General features: G+C 70.2%; 20 protein-coding genes. 15 read left to right on the top strand and 5 right to left on the bottom strand.

Annotated features, from left to right (window positions below; genetic code table 11):
- Window positions 1-50 precede the first annotated feature (50 nt).
- From Strain318_RS12210 to Strain318_RS12145, 14 genes are all read left to right on the top strand, one after another.
- A complete protein-coding gene (locus Strain318_RS12210; RefSeq protein ID WP_367885974.1) occupies window positions 51-752 on the top strand; it encodes a response regulator transcription factor in 702 nt (233 codons plus the stop codon).
- Window positions 752-2080 carry a sensor histidine kinase gene (locus Strain318_RS12205; RefSeq protein WP_367885973.1) on the top strand — a complete coding sequence of 443 codons (1329 nt, stop codon included), beginning with the start codon at window positions 752-754 and terminating at the stop codon, window positions 2078-2080. Before Strain318_RS12210 ends, Strain318_RS12205 begins: the two co-directional genes overlap by 1 nt.
- Before the next feature lie 22 nt (window positions 2081-2102).
- Window positions 2103-2600, top strand: a complete 498-nt coding sequence (locus Strain318_RS12200; RefSeq protein WP_367885972.1) for an asparaginase domain-containing protein — start codon at window positions 2103-2105, stop codon at window positions 2598-2600.
- Window positions 2601-2665: 65 nt separating this feature from the next.
- The gene (locus Strain318_RS12195; protein ID WP_367885971.1) at window positions 2666-3919 is read left to right on the top strand and encodes a TolC family protein; all 1254 of its coding nucleotides are present in this window, start codon (window positions 2666-2668) and stop codon (window positions 3917-3919) included.
- Entirely contained in the window at window positions 3919-5112 is a 1194-nt protein-coding gene (locus tag Strain318_RS12190; protein ID WP_367885970.1) for an efflux RND transporter periplasmic adaptor subunit, read from the top strand. The genes Strain318_RS12195 and Strain318_RS12190 overlap by 1 nt, the downstream gene beginning before the upstream one ends.
- Window positions 5109-8177, top strand: coding sequence for an efflux RND transporter permease subunit (locus Strain318_RS12185; protein ID WP_367885969.1), 3069 nt, complete (start codon window positions 5109-5111; stop codon window positions 8175-8177). The genes Strain318_RS12190 and Strain318_RS12185 overlap by 4 nt, the downstream gene beginning before the upstream one ends.
- Before the next feature lie 25 nt (window positions 8178-8202).
- Window positions 8203-9393 (top strand): aminotransferase class V-fold PLP-dependent enzyme, encoded by a 1191-nt coding sequence (locus tag Strain318_RS12180; protein WP_367885968.1) that lies wholly within the window; start codon window positions 8203-8205, stop codon window positions 9391-9393.
- Window positions 9394-9468: 75 nt separating this feature from the next.
- Window positions 9469-9696, top strand: a complete 228-nt coding sequence (locus tag Strain318_RS12175; RefSeq protein WP_367885967.1) for a hypothetical protein — start codon at window positions 9469-9471, stop codon at window positions 9694-9696.
- Window positions 9697-9708: 12 nt separating this feature from the next.
- Complete coding sequence (locus Strain318_RS12170; protein WP_367885966.1) at window positions 9709-10620, top strand: pseudouridine-5'-phosphate glycosidase; 912 nt, start codon at window positions 9709-9711, stop codon at window positions 10618-10620.
- Window positions 10617-11123 carry a hypothetical protein gene (locus Strain318_RS12165; protein WP_367885965.1) on the top strand — a complete coding sequence of 169 codons (507 nt, stop codon included), beginning with the start codon at window positions 10617-10619 and terminating at the stop codon, window positions 11121-11123. The genes Strain318_RS12170 and Strain318_RS12165 overlap by 4 nt, the downstream gene beginning before the upstream one ends.
- 87 nt (window positions 11124-11210) lie before the next feature.
- Entirely contained in the window at window positions 11211-12323 is a 1113-nt protein-coding gene (locus Strain318_RS12160) for a tetratricopeptide repeat protein (RefSeq protein ID WP_367885964.1), read from the top strand.
- A complete protein-coding gene (locus Strain318_RS12155) occupies window positions 12320-13222 on the top strand; it encodes an ABC transporter ATP-binding protein (protein ID WP_367885963.1) in 903 nt (300 codons plus the stop codon). Before Strain318_RS12160 ends, Strain318_RS12155 begins: the two co-directional genes overlap by 4 nt.
- The gene (locus Strain318_RS12150; protein ID WP_367885962.1) at window positions 13219-13962 is read left to right on the top strand and encodes a hypothetical protein; all 744 of its coding nucleotides are present in this window, start codon (window positions 13219-13221) and stop codon (window positions 13960-13962) included. The genes Strain318_RS12155 and Strain318_RS12150 overlap by 4 nt, the downstream gene beginning before the upstream one ends.
- 7 nt (window positions 13963-13969) lie before the next feature.
- On the top strand, window positions 13970-16582 hold the full coding sequence (locus Strain318_RS12145) for a M16 family metallopeptidase (protein WP_367885961.1): 2613 nt from the start codon (window positions 13970-13972) through the stop codon (window positions 16580-16582).
- Between the two features lie 48 nt (window positions 16583-16630).
- On the opposite strand, the gene Strain318_RS12140 is transcribed toward Strain318_RS12145, so the two are convergent.
- The 4 genes from Strain318_RS12140 to Strain318_RS12125 form a co-directional block, all read right to left on the bottom strand.
- Window positions 16631-21670 carry a hypothetical protein gene (locus Strain318_RS12140; RefSeq protein WP_367887955.1) on the bottom strand — a complete coding sequence of 1680 codons (5040 nt, stop codon included), beginning with the start codon at window positions 21668-21670 and terminating at the stop codon, window positions 16631-16633.
- A gap of 72 nt (window positions 21671-21742) precedes the next feature.
- Window positions 21743-22477, bottom strand: coding sequence for a DUF2461 domain-containing protein (locus Strain318_RS12135; protein ID WP_367885959.1), 735 nt, complete (start codon window positions 22475-22477; stop codon window positions 21743-21745).
- A gap of 7 nt (window positions 22478-22484) precedes the next feature.
- On the bottom strand, window positions 22485-23843 hold the full coding sequence (locus Strain318_RS12130) for a M28 family peptidase (RefSeq protein WP_367885958.1): 1359 nt from the start codon (window positions 23841-23843) through the stop codon (window positions 22485-22487).
- Window positions 23844-23957: 114 nt separating this feature from the next.
- Window positions 23958-24422: a cyclic nucleotide-binding domain-containing protein gene (locus Strain318_RS12125; RefSeq protein WP_367885957.1), complete on the bottom strand. Its 465-nt coding sequence runs from the start codon at window positions 24420-24422 to the stop codon at window positions 23958-23960.
- 104 nt (window positions 24423-24526) lie between these two features.
- Here Strain318_RS12125 and Strain318_RS12120 point away from each other — a divergent pair, with 104 nt between their 5' ends.
- A complete protein-coding gene (locus tag Strain318_RS12120) occupies window positions 24527-25027 on the top strand; it encodes a hypothetical protein (RefSeq protein WP_367885956.1) in 501 nt (166 codons plus the stop codon).
- A gap of 55 nt (window positions 25028-25082) precedes the next feature.
- Here the strand turns inward: Strain318_RS12120 and Strain318_RS12115 are convergent, their stop codons facing one another.
- The gene (locus Strain318_RS12115; RefSeq protein ID WP_367885955.1) at window positions 25083-25361 is read right to left on the bottom strand and encodes a hypothetical protein; all 279 of its coding nucleotides are present in this window, start codon (window positions 25359-25361) and stop codon (window positions 25083-25085) included.
- Window positions 25362-25491 lie beyond the last annotated feature (130 nt).

Raw genomic sequence — 25491 nt, 5'->3', positions numbered from 1 at the left:
GCGCGCCCGCGCCAATCCCCGCGCGCGGTTCGGCGTAGATTCCGGGGACGATGCGCCTCCTCCTCGTCGAAGACGATGCCCGGATGGCCGCCACGGCCGGCCAGTTCCTGCGCAACCACGGCTTCGCCGTGGACCACGCCGCCAGCGGTCGCGCGGCGCTCGAGCTTGCGGCACTGAATCCCTACGATGCCCTGGTGCTCGACCTCGGACTCCCCGACCTCGACGGCCTCGAGGTCTGCCGGCGCCTGCGTCGCGCCCATCCCTCGCTGCGCATCCTGATGGCCACGGCGCGCGACGCGGTCGAGGCGCGCATCGCCGGGCTCGATATCGGGGCCGACGACTATCTCGTGAAGCCCTACGCGCTGGGCGAACTCGTGGCGCGGCTGCGGGCCCTGCTGCGCCGTCCCGCAGACGCTTTGCCGCCGGTGCTGCACGTCGGCGCCCTGGCGCTCGATACCGGCAATCGCAGTGCCCGCCGCGGCCCGCGTGCGATCGCCCTCACCGCCAAGGAGTACGCGGTGCTCGAGGTGCTCATGCGCCACCCGGGGCAGGTGCTCACCCGCGAGCACATCAGCCAGCATGCCTGGGACGACAACTACGATCCGTTCAGCAACGTCATCGACGTGTACATCGGCCGGCTGCGCAAGAAGATCGACATGCCGGGCGAACCCGCGATGCTCGAGACGATGCGCGGCGCCGGATACCGATTGGCGTCCCCCGCGCCTGCGCCGGAACGCGAGGCGTCGCGCTGATGCCGCAGTCCATCCGCGCCCGCCTCACGCTGTGGTACGCCGGGTCCGTGCTCCTCATCCTGCTTGCCGGCACGTGGACGGCGCGCAGCTACCTGCGGCAGTCGATCGAGGGCGAGTACGCCCGCTCGCAGGAGGCGGCCGCCGTACTCGTCCGCGGATTCTTCCGCGCCGAGGTGCTGGAGTACCGCGTCGTCGAGGGGACCATCGGGCACATCGTCGGCGAGCTGGCGATTCCCGATCGTCACATCCATTTCGTGCGACCCGACGGCAGCGACTACGCACCGCCGCCGGAGATCCACGTCATGCCGCTGCCGGTGCTCGAGCCGCCGCTGCGCGAGATCGTGCGTCCGCTGGACCCCGAGCTCGCGCCCGGCTGGGAGGTGCGCCTCACGTCGTCTGCCGCGCCGCTCACGCGCCAGCTCGCCGCCGTGGACCGCGGCGCGCTGCTTGCCATTCCACTGGCCGTGCTCTTCGCCGTCGTACTCGGCTGGGTGCTCACCGGCCGCACCCTGCGCCCCGTGGCGGCAATGGCCGAGGCGGCCGACCGCATCACGGCCGATACCTCGGGCCGCCTGCCGATCGCCGCGGCGGACGACGAGCTCGGCCGCCTCGGCCTGCGGTTCAATGCCCTGTTGGACCGCCTCGATCAGGCGATGGCGACGCAGCGCCGTTTCCTCGCCGACGCCGCGCACGAGCTGCGCACACCCATCGCGCGCGCGCGCGGCGCTGGCGATCTCGCGCTGTCGCTGCCCGAAGGCGCCGATGACCGCAGCGCGCTGCAGCGGACACAGCAGGAGCTGGAAGTGATGTCGCGCTTGGTTGACGAGCTGCTCGAACTCGCGCGCAGCGATGCGGGCCGCGAGGCGGCGGGCCTGCAGCCCGGCTTCCTCGATGATGTCGTCGCGGACGTCGCGGGCCGCTTCGACGCCGTGGCCAAGCGCCACGACCTGCGCTTGGAGATCGATGTAGCCGATGAGGCGCCGGTGCGCATGGACGCGGCGGCCCTCGCGCGCATGGTCGGCATCTTCGTCGACAACGCCATCCGCTACACGCCGGCCGGCGGCACGGTGCGCGTGGCGGTGCGGGCCGAACGCGCGGGCGCCCTCCTCGTCGTCGAAGACAGCGGCATCGGAATCCCAGACCACGAGCGGGCGCGGCTCTTCGAGCGGTTCTTCCGCGGTGCTGCCGCACGGCAGCGCGCACCCGACGGATCGGGGCTCGGCCTCCCCATTGCCCGCGCCATCGCCGACCGGCACGGCGCGCAAATCGCGTTCGACGCGAACATCCCGACCGGTACGCGAATCACCGTGCGCTTCCCGCGCGCATGACCGCACAGCCTACCTTTCAGCCATGACGCCCCCCACCATCCGCCTCCTCGTTACCGGCGGCACTTTCGACAAGCAGTACGACGAGATCCACGGCACCCTGTCGTTCGGGAGCTCGCACGTCGAGGACGTGCTGCGGCGCGGTCGCTGCCTCGTCCCGTTGGTGAGCGAGGTCCTGATGCTGAAGGATTCGCTCGATCTCACCGACGACGACCGGGCGCGCATCGTGGCGGCGGCGCGCGCCAGCGCCGAGCCGCGGCTCGTGGTCACGCACGGCACGGACACCATGGTCGACTCGGCCCGCGCGCTGGCCGCGGCCGACCTCGACAAGACGATCGTGCTCACCGGCGCGATGATTCCCTATGCCTTCGGCTCGTCGGACGGCCTCTTCAACCTCGGCTCCGCGCTGAGCTTCGCACAGGTGCTGCCGCCTGGCGTGTACGTGGCGATGAACGGGCGCGTGTTCCCGTGGGACAACGTGCGCAAGAACCGTGAGCGCGGGGTGTTCGAACCCGCGCGCTAGGGCGGTCGGGCGCTCCACCGCGGCGTTCATCGTGCGTTCATCCGGGCGCCCTAGCTTGTCCGGTGATGCCACGACTCTCCTTCGGCGCCGTGTGCGCCCTCATGCTCTTGGCCTCGGCCATGCCGGCCCAAGAGGCCGTGACGGCAGGAGCGCAGCCATCGCTCACGCTCGAGCAAGCGGTGGAACGTGCCATGCGGTCCGGGCCCGGCGCACAGGCCGCGTCGGCGGCGCGCCAGATCGTCGTCGGCCGCGCACGCGCCGACGCGCAATGGGCCAATCCCACGTTCGAACTGCGGCGCGAGAACGAAGGCGCGCCGCTGCCGTACGACGACTTTGCGACCTTCACGCTACCGGTCTCGGTCACGGGGCGTCGCTTCGCGCTGCGCAGCGCGCTCGGTGCGGCGCGGGAGCGGGGCATCGCCGATTCGCTCTTCGTGCAGCGCGAGGCCGGCTTCGACGCCGCGCGCGAGTGGTGGGCGCTGTGGACCGCCGCGTCCACCGCGACGTTCGCCACCGCGCAGGCTGCGCGCTTCGCCGAGCTCGCCCGTTTCGATTCGCTGCGAGCGGCCGAGGGCGTGATCGCCGAGGCCAGCGCCATGCGCACGCGCCTGGAGGCCGAGCGCGCCGGCTATCACGCGGTGCAAGCCATCGCCGCGGCGGGACGCGCGCGCGCCGCACTCGCGGCGCGACTCGGCGTCGAAGACCCGCGCCAACTCGCGCTGGCCGCGCCGCCCGCGCTCGAGGTCGCCGCGCTGACCTTCGACGCGGACGAAGCGATCGCGCAGGCACTCGCGCAGCGGCCCGATGTGCGGGCCGCGCAGGCCGCCGCCCGCGAAGCCGAGCGCCGCCGCGCGGCCGAGGCCCGCGGCAGCGTCGCTGACGTCGGGGTCACGGCGGGCTACAAAGGAACCGGTGGCTACGCCGCGGGCGTCGTCGGGCTCTTCGTCACGCCGCCGATTCTCAACGCCAACGGCGGCAACCGCGAGCGCGCGACCGGCGAATGGCTCCTCGCGGACGCCGAGCGCCGGGCCCTCGAGATTCGCGTGCGCGGCGAGGTGCAAGCGGCCTTCGACGCCGTGCGGGCCATGGACGCGATGGCTATCCGTGCCGATGCCACGAGCGCGCAGCGTGCCGACGAACTTGCGGCGGCCGCCGAGGCGGCGTACCGCGAAGGCCACGCCACACTCACCGAAACGCTGGAAGCGTTGCGCGCCGTCACCGATGTGCGGGCCGCCGCGCTGCAGGCCACGGCTGACCGCCACTTGATCCGACTCGAACTGCGGCGCGCGATGGGCGCGCCGGTCCTGGAGATGCCCTGATGCGCGCACTGTTCGCCCTCGCCCTCGTCTCGCTTGCGGCCTGCGGCACCGACCAGCCCGAGGCTGCGGCTGAGGCCGGCGCCGTCGCCGATACGGCGCTCATCGATGCCGCGGCGTTGCGCATCGGCGGCTTCACCCTCGCGGCGGCGAGCAACGAGGCCTGGCGCGAGGCCTGGCGGCTGCCGGCGCATGTGTCGTACGACCCCAACGACGCGCAGCCGCTCGGTTCACTCGTCGAGGGCCGCGTGCTCGAGGTGCGGGCCTACCCCGGCGACCGCGTGCGCGAGGGTGACGTGCTCGTCGTCGTGCATTCGCACGAGATGATGGATGCCCGCCAGCGCCTCGTCGCGGCCCGCGCGGCCAGCACCAGTGCCGATTCCAACCTCGCCGTGGCCCAGCAAGCGGTGGGACGGGGCGAGCGCCTGCTCGCCGCAAAGGCCATCGCGACGGCGGAGGTCGAACGGCTGCGCGCCGCACGCACCGCGGCCGTCGCCACGCGCGACGCCGCGCATGCGGAACTCGAACGCGCCGAGGGCTACGTGAAGCATCTCATCGGCGATGGCCCCACGGGGAACGCCGACGAACACGCGGCGCTGGTGCGAGCGCCCTTCGACGGTGTCGTCACCGGCCGCGCCGCCCTCCCCGGGCAGGTGGTCCTCGTCGGGCAGGAGTTGATCACCGTGGCCCGCGGCGCCGGCCTCGGCGTCGTGATGCGCCTACCCGAGGAGGCCATCGCCGGCGTGCGCACGGGCGAGGCCGTGCGCTTCCGCGTGCCGGCGTACCCCGGACGCACGTTCGATGCCCGCATCACGCGCATCGCACCGGTGGTGGACTCCACCAGTCGCGCCATCGAGGTCTGGGCCCGCGCCGCCGCCGACGCGCAGTCGCTGCTGCGCGCCGAGATGACTGCCGACGCCGAGCTGCTCGGCGCCGATGGCGCGCCGACGCTCTCGGTGCCGGCCGAGGCCGTGCAACTCTTCGAGGGCGATACCGTGGTCGTGCGCGGCACGCGACTCGGCGAGGGCATGTTGATCGAGGCCGTGCCCGTGCGCGTGGGGCGCCGCACCTCGCAGCGCGCTGAGATCCTCGCGGGCCTCGCCGTCGGCGATTCCGTGGTGACGCGCGGAGCCGCGCTCGCCAAGGCGGAGATCCTCAAGCGGCAGGGCGCGGGCGAAGGAGGCCACGACCATTGATCAAGCGCCTCGTCGACTTCGCGCTGCACCAGCGCTTCTTCGTCATCGGCGGCGTCCTCACGATCGTCGCCTTCGGTTTCTATGCGCTGACGCACATCCCCTTCGATGCCTACCCGGACCTCACCGGCACGCGCGTCGAGGTGATCACCAGCGCGCCCGGCATGCCGCCCGAGGACGTCGAGCGCTTGGTGACCTACCCGCTCGAATCCACGCTCATGGGCATCCAGGGCGCGGAGAACGTGCGCTCGGTGAGCAAGCAGGGGCTCTCGCTGATCACGGTGAGCTTCCCTGACAAGGTGGACGTGTACTTCGCGCGCACCTTGGTGCAGCAGCGCGTGGCCGACGCCGTGGGCGCGCTTCCGCCCGGCATAGAGCCGGGCCTCGGGCCCGTGAGCACGCCCATGGGCGAGCTCTTCCAGTACACGGTGACCAGCGACTCGATGTCGTTGGCCGAGCTGAAGACGCTGCATGACTACACGATCCGACCGCGCCTGCGCACGGTGCCCGGCGTCAGCGAGGTGAACTCCTGGGGCGGGTTCATCGAGCAGGTGCACGTCGTCGCGGATCCGGCACGCCTCGCGTCGCGTGACCTCACCCTGCAGGATCTCCACGACGCGCTGGACGCCAACAACCGGACCTTCGGCGGCGCATACGTGGAGACGGCGGGCGAGCGCTTCACGATCCGCGGCGTGGGTCGAGCCGAGTCGCTCGACGAGATCGGCCGCATGGTGGTGGCGACGCGCGGCGGGGCCCCGGTGCTCGTGCGCGACGTGGCCCGCGTGGAGATGGGCGCATTGCCGCGCCAAGGCGCGGTCACGAAGGACGGCGAGGGCGAGGTCGTCACCGGCATGGTGATGAAGCTCAAGGGCGCCGACTCCCGCCGCGTCATCCGCGACGTGCGCGCGCGCCTCGACGAGATCCGCGGCGGCCTGCCGACGCACGTCGCGGTCACGCCCTTCTACGACCAGACGCAGCTCATCGCGCGCACCACCAAGACGATCACGAAGAACCTCATCGAGGGCGGCCTGCTCGTCATTGCCGTCCTGTTCCTGTTCCTGCGGAACTGGCGCGCCTCGCTGATCGTCGCGTCGGTCATTCCGCTCTCGATGCTCTTCGCCTTCGGCGGCATGCACCTGTTCGGCTACGGCGCGAACCTCATGTCGCTCGGCGCCATGGACTTCGGCCTCATCGTCGACGCTTCCGTGGTGATGATCGAGAACTTCGTGCGCAAGCTCGAGGAAGGCACCAGCGAGGACCGACGGTCGATCTTCCTTGGGGCAGCCGTCGAGGTCGGTCGGCCCATCCTGTTCGGCATCGCGATCATCGTCGCCGTGTACATCCCGATCTTCACGCTGGACGGGATGGAGGGCCGCATGTTCAAGCCGATGGCCTTTACCGTCGTGACGGCGGTGCTCGGCTCGCTGCTGCTGGCGCTCACGTACGTGCCGAGCGTCGCGTCGATGGTGCTCAAGCACGACCATGAGGAGCGGCATCGCCTGCTCGACGAGCTGCGGGCGCGCTACGCCCGCGGCCTGACACGCGCGATGGCGCACGGAAAGCGCATCGTCGCCGTCTCGGCCGTGGCGGTGCTCGCGGCCGTGGTGTCGATCGCGTTCATCGGGACCGAGTTCATGCCCAAGCTCGACGAGGGCAACATCCTCATCACGTCGCGGCGCCTGCCGAGCATCTCACTGGGCGAGGGCACGCGGCTGTCGATGGAGGCCGAGCGCATCATCAAGCAGTTCCCCGAAGTCGTGACCGTCGTGACCAAGGAAGGCCGTCCGGACCTCGCGACGGAGGCGATGGGCCTCTACGAGGGCGACACGTACGTCATCCTGAAGCCGCACGACGAGTGGACCTCGGCGAAGACGAACGAGGGGTTGATCGCCCTGCTCGACTCGGCGCTCGCGGCGATTCCCGGGCTGGAGATCGCGTTCACGCAGCCCCTGGCGATGCGCCTCGATGAGGCGGAGAGCGGCATCCGCACGGACCTCGGCATCAAGATCGTCGGGCCCGACCGCATGGTGAACGAGGCGCTTGGCGCGCGCATCGAGCGGATCGTCGCGAGCGTCGAGGGCGCAGCAGACGTCTCGGTGGAGATCGCCGATGGCAGCGGCCAGTACCGCGTGCAGGTGGATCGCGCCGCGCTTGCCCGCTACGGCGTGCAGGTGGCCGACGTGCAGGCGGCGCTGGACCTCGGCACGGGCGTCGCGGTGGCGACCGAGCTGGTCGACGGCCCGCGCCGCATCGGCGTCGCCGTGCGGCTGCCCGACGACGCGCGACGCGACCTCGAGTCGCTCAAGCGCATCACGGTGCGCACGGGGACCGGCGCGCGCGTGTCACTGGGCTCGCTCGCGCGCATCGAGACCGTCATGGGCCCCGAGCTCATCGCGCACGAGGACGCGCAGCGCCGCACGCTGGTGATGAGCAACGTGCGCGGCCGCGACCTCGGCAGCTTCGTGCAGGAAGTGCGGGGCCGCGTGGCCGCCGAGGTCGAGCTGCCGTCGGGCGTGTTCCTGGAGTGGGGCGGGCAGTACGAGAACCAGACGCGCGCCCTCGGGCGGCTGGCGCTGGTCGTGCCGGCGGTGATCCTGATCATCTACCTGCTGCTGTTCCTCTCCTTCGGGTCAGTGGCGCAGGCGGGGCTCGTGCTCATGAACGTGCCCTTCGCGCTCGTCGGCGGCGTGGCGATGCTCTGGCTCCGCGGCATCAACCTCTCGCTCTCGGCGAGCATCGGCTTCATCGCGCTCTTCGGCATCGCCGTGCTCAACGGCGTGGTGATGGTGGAGCACATCAATCACCTGCGCGAGAAGGGCCGCAGCCTCGATGACGCGGTGCTGCATGGCGCGGTGGACCGCCTGCGGCCGGTGCTGATGACGGCGTTGGTCGCGAGCCTGGGCTTCGTGCCGATGGCCGTGACGACGAGCGCCGGCGCCGAGGTGCAGCGACCCCTGGCGAGCGTGGTGATCGGCGGGCTCGTGACGTCGACGTTCCTCACGCTGTTCGTGCTGCCGATCCTGTACCGCGCGGTGGCGATGTGGCAGGCGACGCATCCCGACGACTGACGGCCGATGCGGTAGATTGCAGCGCATGACTGATGCGTTGCTCGCGTTCCGGGAGGAGTTTCCCATCCTCTCGACCTGCACCTACCTCGTCTCCAATTCGCTCGGCGCGATGCCCCGGGGTGTGCCGGGGCGCCTGCAGGAGTACGCCGATGCCTGGCGCACGCACGGTGTCCGCGCCTGGGCCAAGGGCTGGTGGGAGATGCCCGTGACGGTGGGCGACGTGGTGGCGCCGCTCATCGGTGCCGCGCCGCATGAAGTGGGCATCGTCCCGACGGTGACCATCGCGCAGGCCACGGTGCTCTCGGCCGTGCCGATCACCGCGCAGCGCAACGAGATCGTGATGACGGCGCTGGACTTCCCGAGCGTTCGCTACGCCATCGAGCAGTTGGCGCCGAAGTTCGGCGCGCGGGTCATCGTGGTGCCCAGCGAGGACGGCATCTCGATCGACCAGCAGGCGTTGCATGCGGCGATCACCGAACGCACGGCGTTGGTCTGCGTGAGCCACGTGCTGTTCCGCTCGGCGTACATCATCGACGCCGACGCGCTGGTCGCGCACGCCCATGCGCAGGGCGCGCTGGTCTCGCTGGATGCCTACCACTCGGTCGGCGTGATTCCTGTAGATGTGAAGCGCAGCAAGGTCGACTTCCTCGCCGGCGGCGTGCTTAAGTGGCTCTGCGGCGGCCCCGGCGGCTGCTTCCTTTATGCGAGCCCGGCAATGAGCGAGCGCTTGGCGCCGGCGCTGACCGGCTGGCAAGCGCACAAGCGGCCGTTCGCGTTCGATACGACGATGGAGCCCGCCGACGGCATCTGGCGCTGGCTGGGCGGCACGCCGACCGTGCCGTCGCTCTATGCGGCCACGGAAGGCCCCCGCATCGTCCGTGCGGCGGGTATGGCGCAGGTCCGCGCCAAGAGCCTGCGGCAGACGGCCCTGCTCGTCGAGTTGGCCGACGCGCGCGGTTATCGCCTGACCGCGCCGCGTGATCCCTCGCGTCGCGGCGGCACCATCGCCTTCGACGTGCCGCATGCCGCCGCGGTGGCGCAGGCGCTCCTCGCGCGCGATGTCGTCATCGACTTCCGGCCCGGCGCGGGCATCCGCGTGGCGCCGCATTTCTACACGACCGACGACGAAGTGCGTCGCGTGGTCGGGGAAATCGATGATATCCTCGCGACCGACGCGTGGAAGGCTTTCGCTGACACGCGTCCCACCGTCACGTGACCCTTCCCCCCGCCGCGACGCGGGGGTAGCTTCGCTTAGGTTCGCGGTCCCCACCAGAACGCCAAGCCCACGACGATGCCGACGCCGCCGAAGAAGCTCCGCAAGCAGTACGTCAACAACGAGTTCCCCACGGCCATCCTGCGCTTCGAGGACGGACACGAGATCTCGATCAAGCGCGGCACGGGCAAGGCCTTCGACTGCTATGCGGGCGAGAACATCAAGATCCTCGCCGTCTTCGATCCCGACGCCCGCGAGCGCGACCTGATGGACACGCGCCGCGCCGACGACTTCGACGACGCCTGAGTCGCACGCCCGGTGAGCGCATCACGCGCGGTCCGGGTCAGTGAGGAGGTCGCTGCGTCGCGAACGGCGCGGCGAGGCATCGTGGCCCTGGAGAGCTCCGTGCTCGCCCAGGGCCTTCCCATTCCCCAGAACGCCGAAGCGGCGCGTCGCATGGACGCCGCCGTGCGCGCGGCCGGCGCGACGCCGGCGGTCACGGCCGTCGTGCGCGGCGAACTGACGCTCGGGCTCGCCGACAACGATCTCGCGCGGTTCTTGGCGCGCGAGGGCATCGAGAAGGTCTCGGCCCGCGACCTCGGCGTCGCCTGCGCCTTGGGGGCCGATGGCGCGACGACCGTGGCGGCATCGCTGGCCATCTGTCGCCTGACGGGCGTGCAGGTGTTCGCGACCGGCGGCATCGGCGGCGTCCACCGTGAACCTGCCTTCGACGAATCGGCCGATCTGCTCGAGCTCTCGCGCACGCCGGCGATCGTGGTCTGCGCCGGTGCGAAGTCCATCCTCGACCTGCCCGCGACGTTGGAGCGGCTCGAGTCCTACGGCGTGCCGGTGATTGGGTATCGCGGCCATGAGTTTCCAGGCTTCTTCACGGCGGAGACGGGCCTGCGCGTGCCGGCGGCGGCGCACACGCCGGAAGCCATCGCGAAGATGGCACAGGCCCATTGGCACACGGCCGGTCAGTCCTCGGCGCTCCTCGTGGTGCAGCCGCCGCCAGCCGAGTTCGCGCTCGCCAGCGCGGAGGTGGACGCGCTCGTCCTCGCCGCGGTGGAGGAGGCGCGCCAACGTGGCATCCGCGGCGCGGCACTGACCCCGCACCTGCTCGCCGCCATCGCCACCGCAACCGGAGGTCGCTCGATGACGGCAAACCTCGCACTGCTGGAAGCCAACGCCGCGCTCGCCGGTGCGATCGCGCAGGCGCTCGCCGCATGATGCGTTCCCTCGGGATGGCCCTCATCGTCGGGGCGGGCCTCGCCTTGCCGGATCGCCTCGAGGCCCAGGACCAGCGCAGCGCGGTCATGGCGGTCGTCGACTCGGCGATGCACTTCATCAACACGGGCGAGGTCGCCCGCCTCAGCGACCTGATGACGCCCGAGGCACAGGTGTATGCCGCCAGCACGCGCAGCGGCCAGCCGGGGTATCGCATGCGCACGGCCGAGTCGCAGCGGGCGGCGGGGCGCCGGGACCCCATCATCGAGCGCGGGTTCGCGCCGGACATCCGCATTGCCGGCACCATTGCCGTCGTCTGGCTGCCGTACGACCTGTACGTCGATCGCGCGTGGTCGCACTGCGGTGTGGATGTCTTCACGCTCGTGCTGGTCGGCGAGCATTGGCGCATCGCCAATCTCACCTACAGCATCGAGCAGCCGCCTGCCTGTCGCGTCCATCCCGATGGGCCCGCGCCCGGGACGCGCGGCACGCCACCGGAGCCCTAGCACACCACCCGTTTCGGTAGCTGTTGACTTCGCGTTCCCCGCTATAGGTTAGGTACAACCCCTTGCGAGCCGGAGGCCAGTGCCCCGATGCCCTCTCCGTTCCTGAGTTCCGAGGAGTACGACGAGCGCGCGCACCAGCTCTACAACGAAGGCAACTACGACGAGGCGCTCACGCTGCTGCGCGAGGGCCTCGGGCTTTATCCCAATGCCGTCGAGTTGCACGTCGGCGTCGGCTACGCCCGCCTGGCCCGTGATGAGTTCGCCTGGGCCCGGCGCTCCTTCGAAGAAGCGCTGATCCTCGATCCCGAGCACGAGGACGCCCTCGCCGGACTCGGCGAAGTGCTGCTCAAGCTCGGTCAGGCGGAGGCCGGCCTCAAGAGCTTCCGTCGCATCCTCGAACTCGGCTACAGCGACGACATCGAGCTCATGCTGCAGGTCGGGCGCGCGCTCTTCCGCGAAGGCTACATGGAAGACGCCAAGGACTTCTTCGAGATCGCCGTCCAGCAGACGCCCGAGAACGCCGAGGCCGTCGCGATGGTCGGCTACGCCCAGCATCGCCTCGCCGACGAAGCGGGGGCGGCGGAGACGCTGCGCAAGGCGCTGCAGCTCGATCCCGAGCACAGTGAGGCGCGCATCTACCTCGGCAACCTGCTCTACGACCAGGGCGAGTACGAGGCAGCGTTGTACCACCTCGACCGCACCAAGCCCGAAGACCACTGGGACGAGCTCGGCATCTGGCGCCTGCTCGAACTCAAGAAGTCGCACCTGCGCCTGCGGGACGACGATCCGTCGCTGAAGATCTGGGAGGAGCGGCTCGCCGAGCTGCAGCCGGCCCCCGATGCGCTCGACGAGATGCTCTCGGAGATCGAACAGCGCGCCGCCGAACAGGAGCAGGAAGCCGCGCGCTCGCAGCTGGAGCTGTTCGGCGCGCTGCTGAACGAGATGAGCGAGCAGAAGGGTGCCCCGGTGCGGCACCGCGTGGTCGGCCGCGATGGCCGGCCCTACGAAGGCAGCTGGGAGGAGATCGTCCGCGGCATGCGCGACGCGACGCCCGGGCAGGCGCAGCGCACGCTCGAGGACTTCATGCAGGCCGAGGCGCGGCGGGGATTCGCGCTGACGGGCATCCTCATCCCCACGCGCGATGCGGAGAGCTTCCTCCGCGCCAGCGCGGACGCCGGACTGCTGCGTATCGAACGGTGATTGTCCTCGACAACGTGAGCAAGACGTACCGGACCTGGCGCGGTCCGGGGGTTCGCGCCGTCTCCAACGTCACGCTGGAGATCGCGCGCGGCGAAGTCGTCGGCATCGCCGGCCCGAACGGGGCGGGGAAGAGCACGCTCATCGCGATGCTGCTCGGGATGCTCTCGCCCGACGAGGGCCGCCTGACCATCGACGGCGTCGCGCCCCGCGCGTACGTCGAGCGGAACGGCGTCGCGTACCTGCCGGAACTCATGACGTGGCCGCTCACCTGGCGCACGGACGAAGCCCTCCGCCGCATGGCCATCCTCGCGGGAATCCCCGCCGACCGGCGCCGTGCCGAGGTCGACCGCGTCATCGACGCCGTCGGCATCGGCGAGCACCGACGCAAGCGCCTGAAGGCGCTGAGCAAGGGCAATCTCCAGCGCGTCGGGCTTGCCCACGCGCTGCTGACGGACCGCGCGATGGTGATCTTCGACGAGCCCACGCACGGCCTCGATCCCGTGTGGACTGCACGGTTCCGCGACATCGTCGCGGGGATTCGCCGCGCCGACCGCGCGGTGCTGATCGCCTCGCACAACCTCGACGAACTCGAACGCCTCTGCGACCGCGTCGCGATCGTGGACCGCGGCGCCATCCAGCGCGTCGTCGAGGTGCGCGGCGGTGCGGGCATCACGGCCCCGCGACGCTGGCGCATCCGTGTCACGCAGGCGCCCGATGCCGTCGCGGCGGCCTTCCCCGGCGCCGTGATCAACGGGCCGGACATCGAGTGCACCGCGGACGTCGCCGGCCTGAACGCCGGCCTCGCCGCCGCCATCACCGCGGGGGCGCTGGTCACCGCCGTGGGGCCGTCCGAATCCTCGCTCGAAGAAGCCTTCCGCTCGGCGGTGACGGCGCGATGACGCTTCCTGCACTTCGTGACTACGTGCCCTGGCAGCTGCGCGACCTCGTCCCGCGCGCATTCGTGTCGTTGGCCATGTTCATCGTGTTCGGGGGCATCCCGGTCTTCGCCACCCTGCACTCCGCCCGGAACAACCCTGACTTCAATCCCGACGCCGTCGCCAACATCCTCAGAATGGTGTATGTCGGCGTCACGCCGCTCTGCCTCACGCTCGGGGCGTTCCTCTTCATGACGCGCAGCATCGCCGAAGACCGCGAACGGCAATACGTGCGCTTCCTGTTCTCGCATCCCGTGGCGCCGGCACCGTTCTACCTCAGCCGCTTCATCGCGGGCTTGGCGCTCTTCACGGTCTGCTTCCTGCCCGCGCCGCTGGCCGCCCGCTACTTGGGCGCTGACGTGCCGGTGCTCGGCACCATCGTCGCGATGCTGGCGACGCTGGTCCTGATCGGGGGCCTGACGACGCTCTGCGCGGCGTTCACCGAGAAGGACGGGCTCCTGGTCATCCTCGTGTACATGGGCACGCAGCTGCTCCAGCAACTGGGCGCACGGGAGGTCCTGTATGAATGGCTGCGGCCGCTCGTCCGGGGGCTGCCGCCCATCGAGACGCTGAAGCTCGTGCACAAGTCGCTCATCGAGGGCACCCCTTGGCCCGTCACCGATCTCGTGCTCGTGTTCGGCTACGGGATCGGCATGCTCGTCGCCGGACTCCTCGTCATCCGTCGCGCCCCGCTCGTCCGCTGACGCACTGATGCCGCCGCAGATCCTCACTCCGGACAGCGTGCATCGGGTCCGGCTCGCCAATGGGCTGACCATCCTCGCCCGCCGCGATCGCACCGCGCCGGTCGTCGCCATCGTCACCTGGGTGAAGGCCGGCTACTTCGACGAACCCGACGAGACCGTCGGCATCGCGCACGTCCTCGAGCACATGTACTTCAAGGGCACGCCGACGCGTGGCGTCGGCGAGATCGCCCGCGCGACCAAGCTCGCCGGCGGCTACCTGAACGCCGGTACCATCTACGATCACACGCACTACTACACGGTGCTGCCGGCCGACGGGCTCCGCGCCGGGCTCGATGTGCAGTTCGACGCCTACGCCAACTCGGTCATCGACGCCGACGAACTGCGCCGCGAACTCGAAGTCATCATCGAGGAGACCAAGCGCAAGGCCGACTCCGCGGGCCCGCTCGCGCTGGAGACGATGTTCGAGGTGCTGCACGACCGGCATCGCATCCGGCGCTGGCGCATGGGACGCGAGGACGAGCTCCGCGCGCTCACGCGCGACCAGCTCGTGGCATTCTACCGACGCTTCTACCGCCCCTCGAACACGGTGCTGGCCATTGTCGGGGACGTGGATCCCGCCGAGGCGATCCGTGAGGCCACGCAGCGCTACGCGGCGCTCGAGGACGCGCCGCTCACCCGCGATCGTGGACCGCTCGATATTCGGCCTGCGGGCTTCCGCCTGCGCGAGTGGGAGGGCGACATCGCGCAGACCGAGCTCGTCTTCGGCTGGCGCACGCCGAGCGCCGATCATCCCGACGCGCCGGCGCTCGATTGCCTGGCGACGGTGCTTGCCTCGGGCCGTGCCGCGCGGCTCGTGCGTGCGACGCGGGACCGACGCCTCGTCTCCAGCATCTCGGCCTACGACTACACGCCCACCGAGCTCGGCGTCTTCGTCGTGCATGCCACGGCGCCGCAGGAGCGCGCGCGCGAGGCCGCGCGCGCGATCGTCGACCAAGTCCGTCGCGTGCGCGAGGGCGACCTCACCGACGACGAACTCGCCCGGGCGCGGCAGCTCCTCGATGCCCAGTGGCTGCGGCGCCTCGAGAGCGCCGAGGGCCAGGCCAACTTCCTCGGCAGTTGGGAACTCGCCGGTGGCTGGGAACAGGGACTGGCCTATCAGGACGCGTTGCGGAACACGAGTGTCGCGCGCCTCACGGACGTCGCGCAGCGCTACCTGTCGCTCGACGGGGCCAGCCTCGTCGCGTATCGCCCGCGCGGCACCGAGGCGCTTGGCGCGAGCGCCACGGAGGTGCGCGCGCTTCTCGAAGCGCCGGGCGTCGCCCCGTTGGAGGTCACCGCGCCCGCGCCTGCGGTAAGCGCAGTCGCGCCGCGCCGGGCGCAGCTCGAACGCGTCGTCGATGGCGTGCACGTCTTCCGCACGGACGAGGATGTCCGCATCCTCGTCCGCCCGCGTCCAGGGGCCGCCCTCGCACACCTCGGCGCCTTCATCGCCGGCGGTGTCATTGACGAATCGCCGGACGTCTCGGGACTCTCGACGCTCATGGCGCGCACCATGCTGCGCGGCACCCAACGCCGTCACGCCACGCAGTTCGCCGAAGCCGCCGAACGGCTCGGCGGTTCGTTCAGCACGAGTGTCGGCTCGGAGGCGATGCAGTGGACGATCGGCGTCCCGACCGACCGCTATGCGGACGCCATGGCGCTGCTGGCCGAGCTGCTGACGGAGCCCGCGTTTCCCGAGGATGGACTCGAAGCCGAGCGGGCGATCGCCTTGGCGTCACTCGGGGCCCTGCGCGACGACATGTACCGCCAGCCGCTGCGGCTCGCCGCGGAACTCGCCTGGCCCAATCATCCCTACGGCCGCTCGACCCTCGGCACCGAGGACGCCGTGCGCCGCGTGACCGTCGCGCAGCTGCGCGACTGGCATGCACGCTCCGTGCTGCGCGCGCGCAGCGCCGTGGCCATCGTCGGGGACGTCGATCCGCAGCGCGCGGCCGATGAGATCGCCACGCGGCTTGTCGGGCTGCGTGGCGCCGACGCGCCGCGCATCGCGCGTCCGGCCTGGCCCAGCGCGTCCGCGGTCAACGTCGAGCCGCGCGACAAACGGCAGACGGCGCTGTCGATTCTGTTCGAAGGCCCGGCGCGCGACGAGGCGTCGCGCTTCGAGGCCGAGCTGTTAAGTGGCGTCGCCAGCGGGCTGGGCGGGCGATTCTTCGAGGAGCTCCGCGACCGGCAGTCACTGGCGTATACCGTGCTCGTGCGCCCGTACGTGCGCGCCGTCAGCGGCACCTTCGCCGCGTACATCGCGACCTCGCCGGACAAGGAAGAGATCGCGCGCGCCGGCCTGCTCAACGAGTTCGCCAAGCTGCGTGAAGACCTCGTCCATCCGCATGAGCTGGAGCGGGCGTTGCGCTACGCCATTGGTTCATGGAAGATCCGCCAGGCGAGCGGCGCGGCGGTGCTCGCCGACCTCGCGGACGCGTATCTGTGGGGCGAGCTGGAGGAGTTGGCGCGGTATCCCGCCGATCTCTCGCGCGTGACGCCTGAGAGCATGCGCACGTTGGCGCGGCGATGGTTCGATCCCGATCGACGCGTGGAAGGGGTGGTGCGCGGGCGGGCGTAGCCGCGCGTGACCACGCCCGGCGTCGGACCTCCCGCCGAGCACCGGCGCCTACGGCGCCGTTGTCCGGAAGGTGATGCCGCCTTGAGCGGCGGTGGGGCTATACACCACCGCGGGTTGTGCCCGCCCGCGCTGTCCAAAGACGTCACGACCCCAGCAATACGTCTGTCCGCCGGCCGTGAGTCCGCAGCCTATCCCGAAGCCCGTCGTGATGTCCACGAAGACCTGGCCTCCGGCGACCGGGGCGGGCGTGAGCTGGCGCGTCGTGTTGCCGTTACCTAGCTCGGCGTAGTAGTTCTCGCCCCAGCAGTAGGCAGCGCCCGATGTTGCTAGCCCACAGGTTTGGTTTGCACCGCTCCGCAGCTTGCTAAACGAAAGTCCGCCCGCAACGGGCGTCGGGGTCAGGGCATTGGTCGTTGAACCATATCCGACGAGCGTGCCATTGCCCCAGCAGTAGGCCTGGCCGGTCGATGCAAGCCCGCAGCTTGCTCCAATCACGGTTGAGACGTCAACGAAGGTAATCCCCGTGCTCGCCACGCGTGTTGGTATCGTCTGCGAGGTCGTTCCCCCGTATCCAAGTTGGCCACCTGCGCCGGCGCCCCAGCAGTAGATGTCACCATTCGCGACGACGCCGCAACTCTGCGACTGGTTCGTAGAGATGCGGGTGAACCGATGGCCGCCGTAAACTGGTCCGGGGGTCGCACGGGCGACCGTGCTGCTGTCACCGAGGACGCCAGTCGTGTTCTGCCCCCAGCAGTACGCCGTGCTGTCCGCGACAATGCCGCAGGCGTGGGAGAGACTCGCCGCAATGGCGATCCACTTATGCCCGCCCGGTATGATGGTGGGCGTTCCGGTGGTGTCTCCCCAGTGGGTCAGGCCCCAGCAGTAACCGGTACTGTCCGCGGTGATGCCGCAGGTGACTTGTCCCGTGCTGCGCTCGAGGCGCGCGAAGGTGACGCCCCCGACGACAGTGGTTGGAGCATTAAAAGACCCTTGGCCTGGAGACACGGTTCCGTTGCCAACCTGGCCGCTGCCATTGAGCCCCCAGCAGTACGCCGTCCCGCCGCCCGTCAGACCGCAGTGGTGGTTCCGGCCACCGCTGATGCTCGCAAAGTTGATTGCCCCCGACACGAGCGACGGCGTCAGCCCGTTCACACCGTCGGCCAGTCGACCATCGACGGAGAATCCCCAGCAGTGCACCGCACCACTCACGTCGACCGCGCAACGCGTCGCGTTTGCCACGCGCGCGAGCGCGGCGAATGAGTGCCCGCCTGCCACCAACTGCGGTGTGGTCGCTGCGACGTTAGAGCCACCGCCGGACAACGCACCGTTCCCCCAGCACCACACGGTGGCGTCGGCCTTTCGGCCGCAGCTTGCGTTGATGTTCGCCGAGATCTCGACGAAACGATATCCGAATGCCGCCGACACCGGCGTGCTGGAGCTCGCGGGTAGTCCCGAGGCGATACCGCGCGGGTACTGCCCCCAACACCACACATCTCCGCGCGCACTCAGACCGCACGCGGTGCCGTCGCCGAGGTCGAGATCGATGAAGCTCAGCCCGCCAACCACCGCTGTCGGGGTCAAGGACGGATTGACGCTGCCGTTGCCCAGTTGGCCTTCGGCTCCGGTACCCCAACAATATGCTGCGCCCTGGAGCGTGAGACCGCACGCGAAGCCTCGGTCTGCGCGAATGGTCGCGAACTTGAGGCCTCCAGATACAAGAGTCGGCACCGTCGCGATCGTTGTCGTGCCGTTGCCAAGCTGGCCGTTCTCGTTCGAACCCCAGCAGTAGCCGTCGTCCTGTAATGTCACACCGCAGGCGAACCCGCGCTGCGTGAAGCCAGTGCCGGTCCCCACAGAGATTGTCCGAAACACGAGTCCGCCCTGCACCGGGGCAGGAACGCTGCCGTCGCTCACGCCGCCGTCGCCCAGTTGACCGTTGGTCGTGGCGCCCCAGCAGTACGCGGCACCACCGGTGGTCAGGCCACACGATGTAGCAGTCGAAGTGGAAATCTCCTTCAACGAGAGGCCTCCCGAGACCGGCAATGGTAGGCCTTGGAACTCGGGTGTAGTGCCGTTCCCGAGGGTGGACGCGGTTCCAGCACTCAGGTAACCCCGACCCCAACAGTACGGCGCATCGGACGCCGCGATGCCGCAGACGGCATTTCCTACGCTCAGGATCGTCCGGCGCGGTGTTGGTGTCGGCGGGACGACATCGAATGGCAGGCTCTGGGCAGACGTCAATCCAGCGAGGGAGGCCTGGAGCACAAACCCGGTACCCGGCCGTCCCACGATCGTGCCTCCGCCGAACGTCGCAATTCCCGCGGAAGCAACGTTACCGATGAAGCCGTGGAGGCTTGCCCCCGATGGATTCGAGGACAGTGAGAGGACGATCACATCTGTACTGATCGGAACGACGTTCCCATACGCATCGTGTACCGCAACCGAGAAGCTGCCGAGCGTGTCCCCCGCCACGGCTCCGCTCGCTGGCTGCGTCACCCAAGCCAGAGTGGTCGCCGCCGCTGCCGTCACCGCAAACACTTGCGACGTATCCGCAGTCGTCACGCCACTCGACGCGACCAGCCGATACGCACTCCCGGCCCGCGTCAGCCGCAACCCACTGAAGGTCGCCCGCGCCGAGTCTCCGCTCAACGATGTTGTACCGAGTAGCGTCGCGCCCGCGTCACCGCCAATCAACGTGAGCGCAATCGGTGCGCCCGTAGACGCTCGATTTCCCAGCGCATCACGCGTCTCCACCGTCACGGAGACTATCGTGTCCCCCGCCACGATGGACGCCTGCGGCTCCGTCACGAACACCGTCGCCACCGCTGCCGTCGCGTACACACGGAACGCATCCGACGTGTCCGGCACCAGCCCCGGTGCCGACCCGATGAGCCGGAAGGCCGTGCCCGCCGCCGCGATCGATAGCCCCGTGAACGTCACCTTGCCCGTATCCGCCTTCACCTTCGTGGTCCCGCCCAGCGTCGCCACCAGCGGGCTCACGTTCAACGACGCCGTCACGGTATCGGCGAAGCCGCGCGCAACGTTGTCGTACGCGTCGTACGCCGTCAGCGAGAACGGTGCGAGGGTCGCACCGGCGGCCGTCGAATCGGTCGGCGCGGCCGTCACCGCAAGGCGCGCCGCCGCGGCCGGCGTCACCGCGAACGCCGCCGAGGTATCCGGCGTGAGGCCGTCCGCTGCAACGCGCAGGCGATACCCGGCCGCCGCCACGCGCACGCTCAGCCCCGTGAACGACGCGATGCCCGCACTCGCGGCCCGTGCCGTGTCGCCGAACAACGCGGCGGTACCGCCCAGCAGCGAGACCGTGACCGCGTTCGTCGCCGTCGGCACGAAGTTGTTGTAGGCGTCCTCGACGCCGACCCCCACACGCAGCGTCGTGTCGCCTGCGACGACGCTCGTGAGCGGGTCGCTGACGACCACTACGCGTGCCGGCGCCGCCGGCTTCACGCGAATCGCCGCCGTCGTATCCGGCGCCAACGCCGCGGCGGTGAGCGCCAGCCGCACGCCCGACTCAGCTTTCGTCAGCGCGAGACTGTCGAAGCGCGCGACGCCGGCCGTCGCCACCCGCGCGCGCCGGCCCAGCAGCGGGCCGGCACCGATCGGTGCGATGCGCACCGAGTCCGCGAACTGCGGTGCGCGGTTGCCGAAGGCGTCCACCGCCTCGACCTCGAGCGTCGGCAGCAGCGTGCCGGCCACGCTGCTGTCCGGCGTGGCGCCGATCGCACGCAGCGCCACCGGGCTCGCCGCAAGCACGGCGAAAGTGTCGCTCCGCACCGGTGGCAGTGCGCCCGCCCGTAGCTCGACGAGCGCGCGTGGCGCGGCCGTCAGCGGACGCAAGCCCACGAAGCTCGCGACGCCGCCCGCGGGCACGCGCGCGACGGCGCTGCCCAGCGGCTGGCCCGCGGTGTCGACCAGCGTCGCGCGCACTGTATCCGCGAACGTCGGCACCGCGTTGCCGAAGCGATCGACCGCGCCGACCGAGAGTTGGGGCAGGGAGTCGCCGGCCCGCACCGACGGAGGCGTCACGCCCGTCACACGCGCCGCGACGGCGCTGTCCGGCACCGCAATGACCGTCAGCGCCGCGCTGCCGCTCCCGCGCGCGGGCGCGGCCGTCACGCCGTAGGTCCCCACCAGGTTCGGTAGCCGGAACCGGACACTCGCCTCGCCCTGCGCATCCGAGCGCGCCGAGGTGCTGTCGAGGGTCACCCCTACCGCCGTGAAGCGGACCTCTGCATCGCGCAGCGGCAGGCCATCGCCGCCGAGCACGCGCACGCGGAACGAGGCGCCCGTCGTCGCCACCGTGTCAGTGAGCGTGGCGCTGCCGACCACCTGCAGCTGCGCGGGCAACGGCTGCACGGCGATCGTCACCGTGTCGCGCGCGCCGGTATACGTCGAACCCACGAGCCGCGCCGTTCCACGCTGCGGGCCGAGGACGAATCGTCCGTCGAGGGCCGACGACACCTGCGCGACGGTCGTATCCAATGACGCCCAGACCAACGGTACGCCCGCCACCACCGCCGACGTCTGGTCGCGCACCGTCGCGCTCAATCCAAGCGTATCGCCCGCGAAGCCGACCGCTGGCGCTTGGTCCACCTCGATCTGCAACGTGCGCCCGGAGCCGGGGCCCACGTACGTGAGCGGGACGCTCACCGGCGACGGAGGTGGTCCATCGCCCTGGTTCGCGAACAGGATGCGCACGGCCACGGGCTCCGAGCGGAACAGCGTGTTGCCCGCCCCGTCCCGGAACTCGGCGACCGTCCGTACCTCGCTGGTGCCCTCGCCGACCTGCACCGGCACCGACAGCGTGATGTCGCTGCCGTCCCCCGGGAACGTGAGCACCGTGTCCGCGAGTCGTGCGCCGACGATCGTCGTGATGAGCACGCGCACCGAGCCGACCGGCAGTGGGGCAGGCGCACCATCGAGCAGGAAGACCGGTCGCACCCCTTCCATGATGCGTACGTTGCCCGGTCCAGTGACGCGCTCGGCGCAGGCAAGCGAGACGACGAGTAGCGCGATGGCACTCGTGATGACAGCGCGCGACCAGCGCGCCAACGGGCGAGATTCGATCATCGGGGTCGGCATGCCGCCGCGGGCGGGGTCGTGCTGCTACGCTACCGCCCGCGACGAGTCGCTGCAACCACGCTAGCGCCGCTGCGCCGCAGAATGACCTAGGGCAGCGTTCAGCCAGCGCACCATCGGCAACAGCACCGCGTAGTCCTTCATCACCGTCGCCACCAGCTTCGGCGACAGCGCCTCCGCGTCCGTCAGCGCGCGCGATGCCGTGAACGAATTGAAGCGCAGCAACTCCGCGGCCGGATGCAGCGGGTCCACGCCCCGCGGCACGCGCGTCAGCTTCACCCCGGGTTCGTCGTCCGTCAGCCCGCCGAAGCGCTTCACGAACGCCGGCGCCTTGAGCAGCTTGGCGAACGGCCGGTGATCCTCCAGCAGGCGATCGCGGATGATGTTCAGCGCGGGCCGCGGCGGCATCCAATAGCCGGCCGCGATGATCGACGCGCTGGGCTCCAAGTGGAAATAGAACCCCGCGCCGCCGTGCGCCTCGCCCACACTCTTGCCCACGCCGCGGCCGGCGTCGCGATGGAAGACCCACAGCGCCGCATGCGTCTTGTACGGCGACTTGTCCTTCGAGAAGCGCACGTCGCGGTGGATGCGGAACAGCGCGCGCTTCGGCGGGGCCACGAACTCCGGCGCCAGCGTCGCGAACTGGATGTCGAGCTCCTCGGCCAAGCGCTGCAGCGGCTGCTTCACCGCGCGCTCGTAGACGGGGCGGTTCGCCTCGAACCACCCCTTCTCATTGTGCCGCTTGAGTCCCTTGAGGAACTTGAGCGACTCCACCGGGAAGCCCGCGAACGCGCTCACGACGCACTCACGGCTGCGGCGTGCGGGGCGGATTCGGGAGCCGCGGGCCGTTCGGCGCGCCGACGACCGTCGTCAGCGAGCGATGCCCGTTGGGGCCGACGGCTCGCACGCCCACCCACACGTCGTCGAGCTGCTCGTCCAGCAGGAACGTCGTCACGTTGCCCGTGGGCACGATACGCGTGTAGGTCGGGGCCGTCGTCCGGCGCACGAGCAGTTCGTACGCGATCACGCCGGGCACGGTATCCCAGCGGATGTTGAAGCTCTGGCCGCCCGATTCCCGGTCACGCCCGTAGGCCGTGCGCACCGGGCGCGACGGCGCCGCCGCCAACGACACCACGGTCGCGAGATTCAGCCGCGCCACCTTCGCGATGTAGCCGAAGTTCACATGCTCGAACGTGTCCGTCACCAGGTGCTGCCGCTTGTAGTTCTCCAGCCGCTCGGAGAAGCGCAGCGCGGGAATGCCGAAGCGATGGAAGGGCGCATGATCGCCGCCGCGACCGAGCCGGTCGAGGCGCAGCACCGGCAGCACCTCGAAGTCCGGTTGGTACACGGCCCCCACCGCCCACACGTAGCGCGCCAGCTCCCCGCCGCCCACGGCCAGCGAGTCCACCGCGAACACGCGCACCGACGTCGAGTCCACGCGGCCATCGTCGGCGACCACGTTGCCGATGATGTCGTCCGTGAACGCCGCCGTCACCGTCTTGCCCTCGCGCTGCAGCCGCTCGGCGAACTGCGTGGAGCCGAGCAGGCCCTGCTCCTCGCCGGTGTAGAGCACGAAGGCGATGGTCGCATCGAGCCCCTGCGGGAAATGCTTGCCGACTACCCGCGCCAGCTCCATCACCGCGACCGTGCCCGAGCCGTCGTCATCCGCGCCCGGCGCATCGCCGGTAGCGTCCATCGGGTTCGGCGACGAACACACGCAGGAATCGAAGTGCCCACCCATCACGATCACGCGGTTCGGATCCTTGCCCGGCAACCACGCCACGACGTTCACGATCGGCCAGCGCGGCCGTTCGATGTGCCGCGTGATCACCGCCGTGCCCGTGTCGTACTCGACCTTCAGGCAGCCGCCGCAGTCGCGCGAGTACTGCTGCAGCTGGCTGTAGATCCAGCGCCGTGCCGCACCCACGCCGCGCGTGCTGGAGACCGTGTCGCTCATCGTGTGCCGCGTCCCGAACGAGACCAGCACGGAATCCAGTGCCCGCAGCCGCGCCGGCGACACGTCGGCCAGCGCCGCCGCGATCCGCGGGTCGCGCTGCAGGCCCATGGTGGACGGCGCCTGCGCCGCCATCGGCAGCGCAACCAACGACAGGAGCCCGACAAACGAAAGGGAGCGCAGCCGCGCTCCCAGGGTGGAAATCGACATGAGCGTCAATGGTTCAGGGAAGACGAGAACTGCAGTTACGAGTTGGAAGTTGTGAGTTGGGAGAGCAGTTGCGCTTCACTTTCAACTCGCAACTCCCAACTCACTACTGCAGTATCAAAACATCGACATGGCAAGGAACGACCGCAGCGAGTCATTCGTCGCGCGCAGCCGCCCGGAGAGCAGCCGCACGCAGCTCCACAGCACCTTGTACGCCAACTCGCGGTTGAAATCGAGCAGCAGCTCGAAGTCGCTGCGCGAAATCGTCAGCACCTTGGTCCCGCCATTGGAGATCGCGTCCGTGGAGCGCTCGGACCGGTCGAACACCGACATCTCGCCGAACAGGGCGCCCGGCTTCAATACGGCCAGGGCCTCCTCACCGCTGCCGGGCACGACGCGCGAGATGCGCACCTCACCCTCGAAGATGAGGTAGAGCCGGTTTCCGGCCTCGCCTTCCTTGAAGATGTACTCGCCGCTCACGAATTCCTTCGTGCGGCAGACCTCGGCGACGCGCGCAAGTTCGCCGTCGTCGAGGTCCTGGAAGATGGCGACGCCGCGCAACAGCGCGACCGTATCCGGCATCGTGGCCTCTGGTGGTGCGGGGAGGGGACCCTGCGAAGCTACCCCGTGGAAACTAGGGGGGGCAAGCGGTGGTGTCATGTCGGCGCGCCGCGGTAGCTTGCAGAATGCGACGGCTGTTGCTGATTTTCACCTGCGCTGCGCCCCTCGGCGCGCAATCTGCGTCGTCCGACGACCCGCGGCGCGTCCCGCTGCGACCGCAGGGGGAACTGCGCGTCGAGGGCATCGCGGCGGAGGCGCCGGGGGCGGTGGTGGGGCTCGGCGTCAACGTGCGGGCCGGCTGGTATGTGCGCATCGGCGGGGCCATTGCCGGCGGCGCGCGCTGGAGCGATGCCTCCGCCCCGATCGGCCAGGTTCGCGCCGACGCCACCGTGCGCTTCCTGCTCGATCCCTTCGCCGAGCGCCGCCGTGGATTGTACGGGGGCGTCGGGCTGAGCACGACGCAGTTGGGCGGCGGCGTCGGCGCGCAGGCGCCCCAGCTGCTCGTGCTCGCCGGGGTCGAATCCCAGCCGCGCAACGGTCGCGCCTGGGCGCTCGAAGTGGGACTCGGCGGCGGTCTGCGCGTCGGCCTCGTGCGGCGCAGCGCACGCCGCGACGGCTATCGCTAGCCCGCGAAAGTCCCCAAACGCATGAAGCCCCGGCGCTCGGCCGGGGCTTCAGACATCACGCGGCGCTGACCGCGTCTGCCGTCGCGGACTTCCGCACCGGCGGAGCGGCGAAGCGCTCACCCAGGACGCGGAGGTCGGCAATCTGCTGCTTGCTGAGTTCGTGATACCGCTCCGAGAAGTACTGCATCGTCTCGTTGAACCACTCGGTCTGGTGCTCCGGAAGGGCACCGATCACGCCACAGCTCATGATGTGCTGGAACAACTCATTGCGCGCGTCGTCGAAGGGCGACGTCGCAGCGGTCCGTACCGGACCGCGATTCTTCTGTCGGCTCATCTCGTCCCGTGTAAGGTGAGAATGGACGGTTCGTTCCGCCCATCGTCGAAAGCTAATCGGTGCTCTGCCATTCTCCTACCCCACCAAACCGGATAGTTTGCGGGGGTTCCTGTCACAATGTGTCCCTCCC

The organism is Pseudogemmatithrix spongiicola (assembly GCF_030623445.1).
In the GTDB taxonomy this organism is placed as follows: Bacteria; Gemmatimonadota; Gemmatimonadetes; order Gemmatimonadales; family Gemmatimonadaceae; genus Pseudogemmatithrix; species Pseudogemmatithrix spongiicola.
This window is presented reverse-complemented; position numbering and strand designations above follow the sequence as displayed.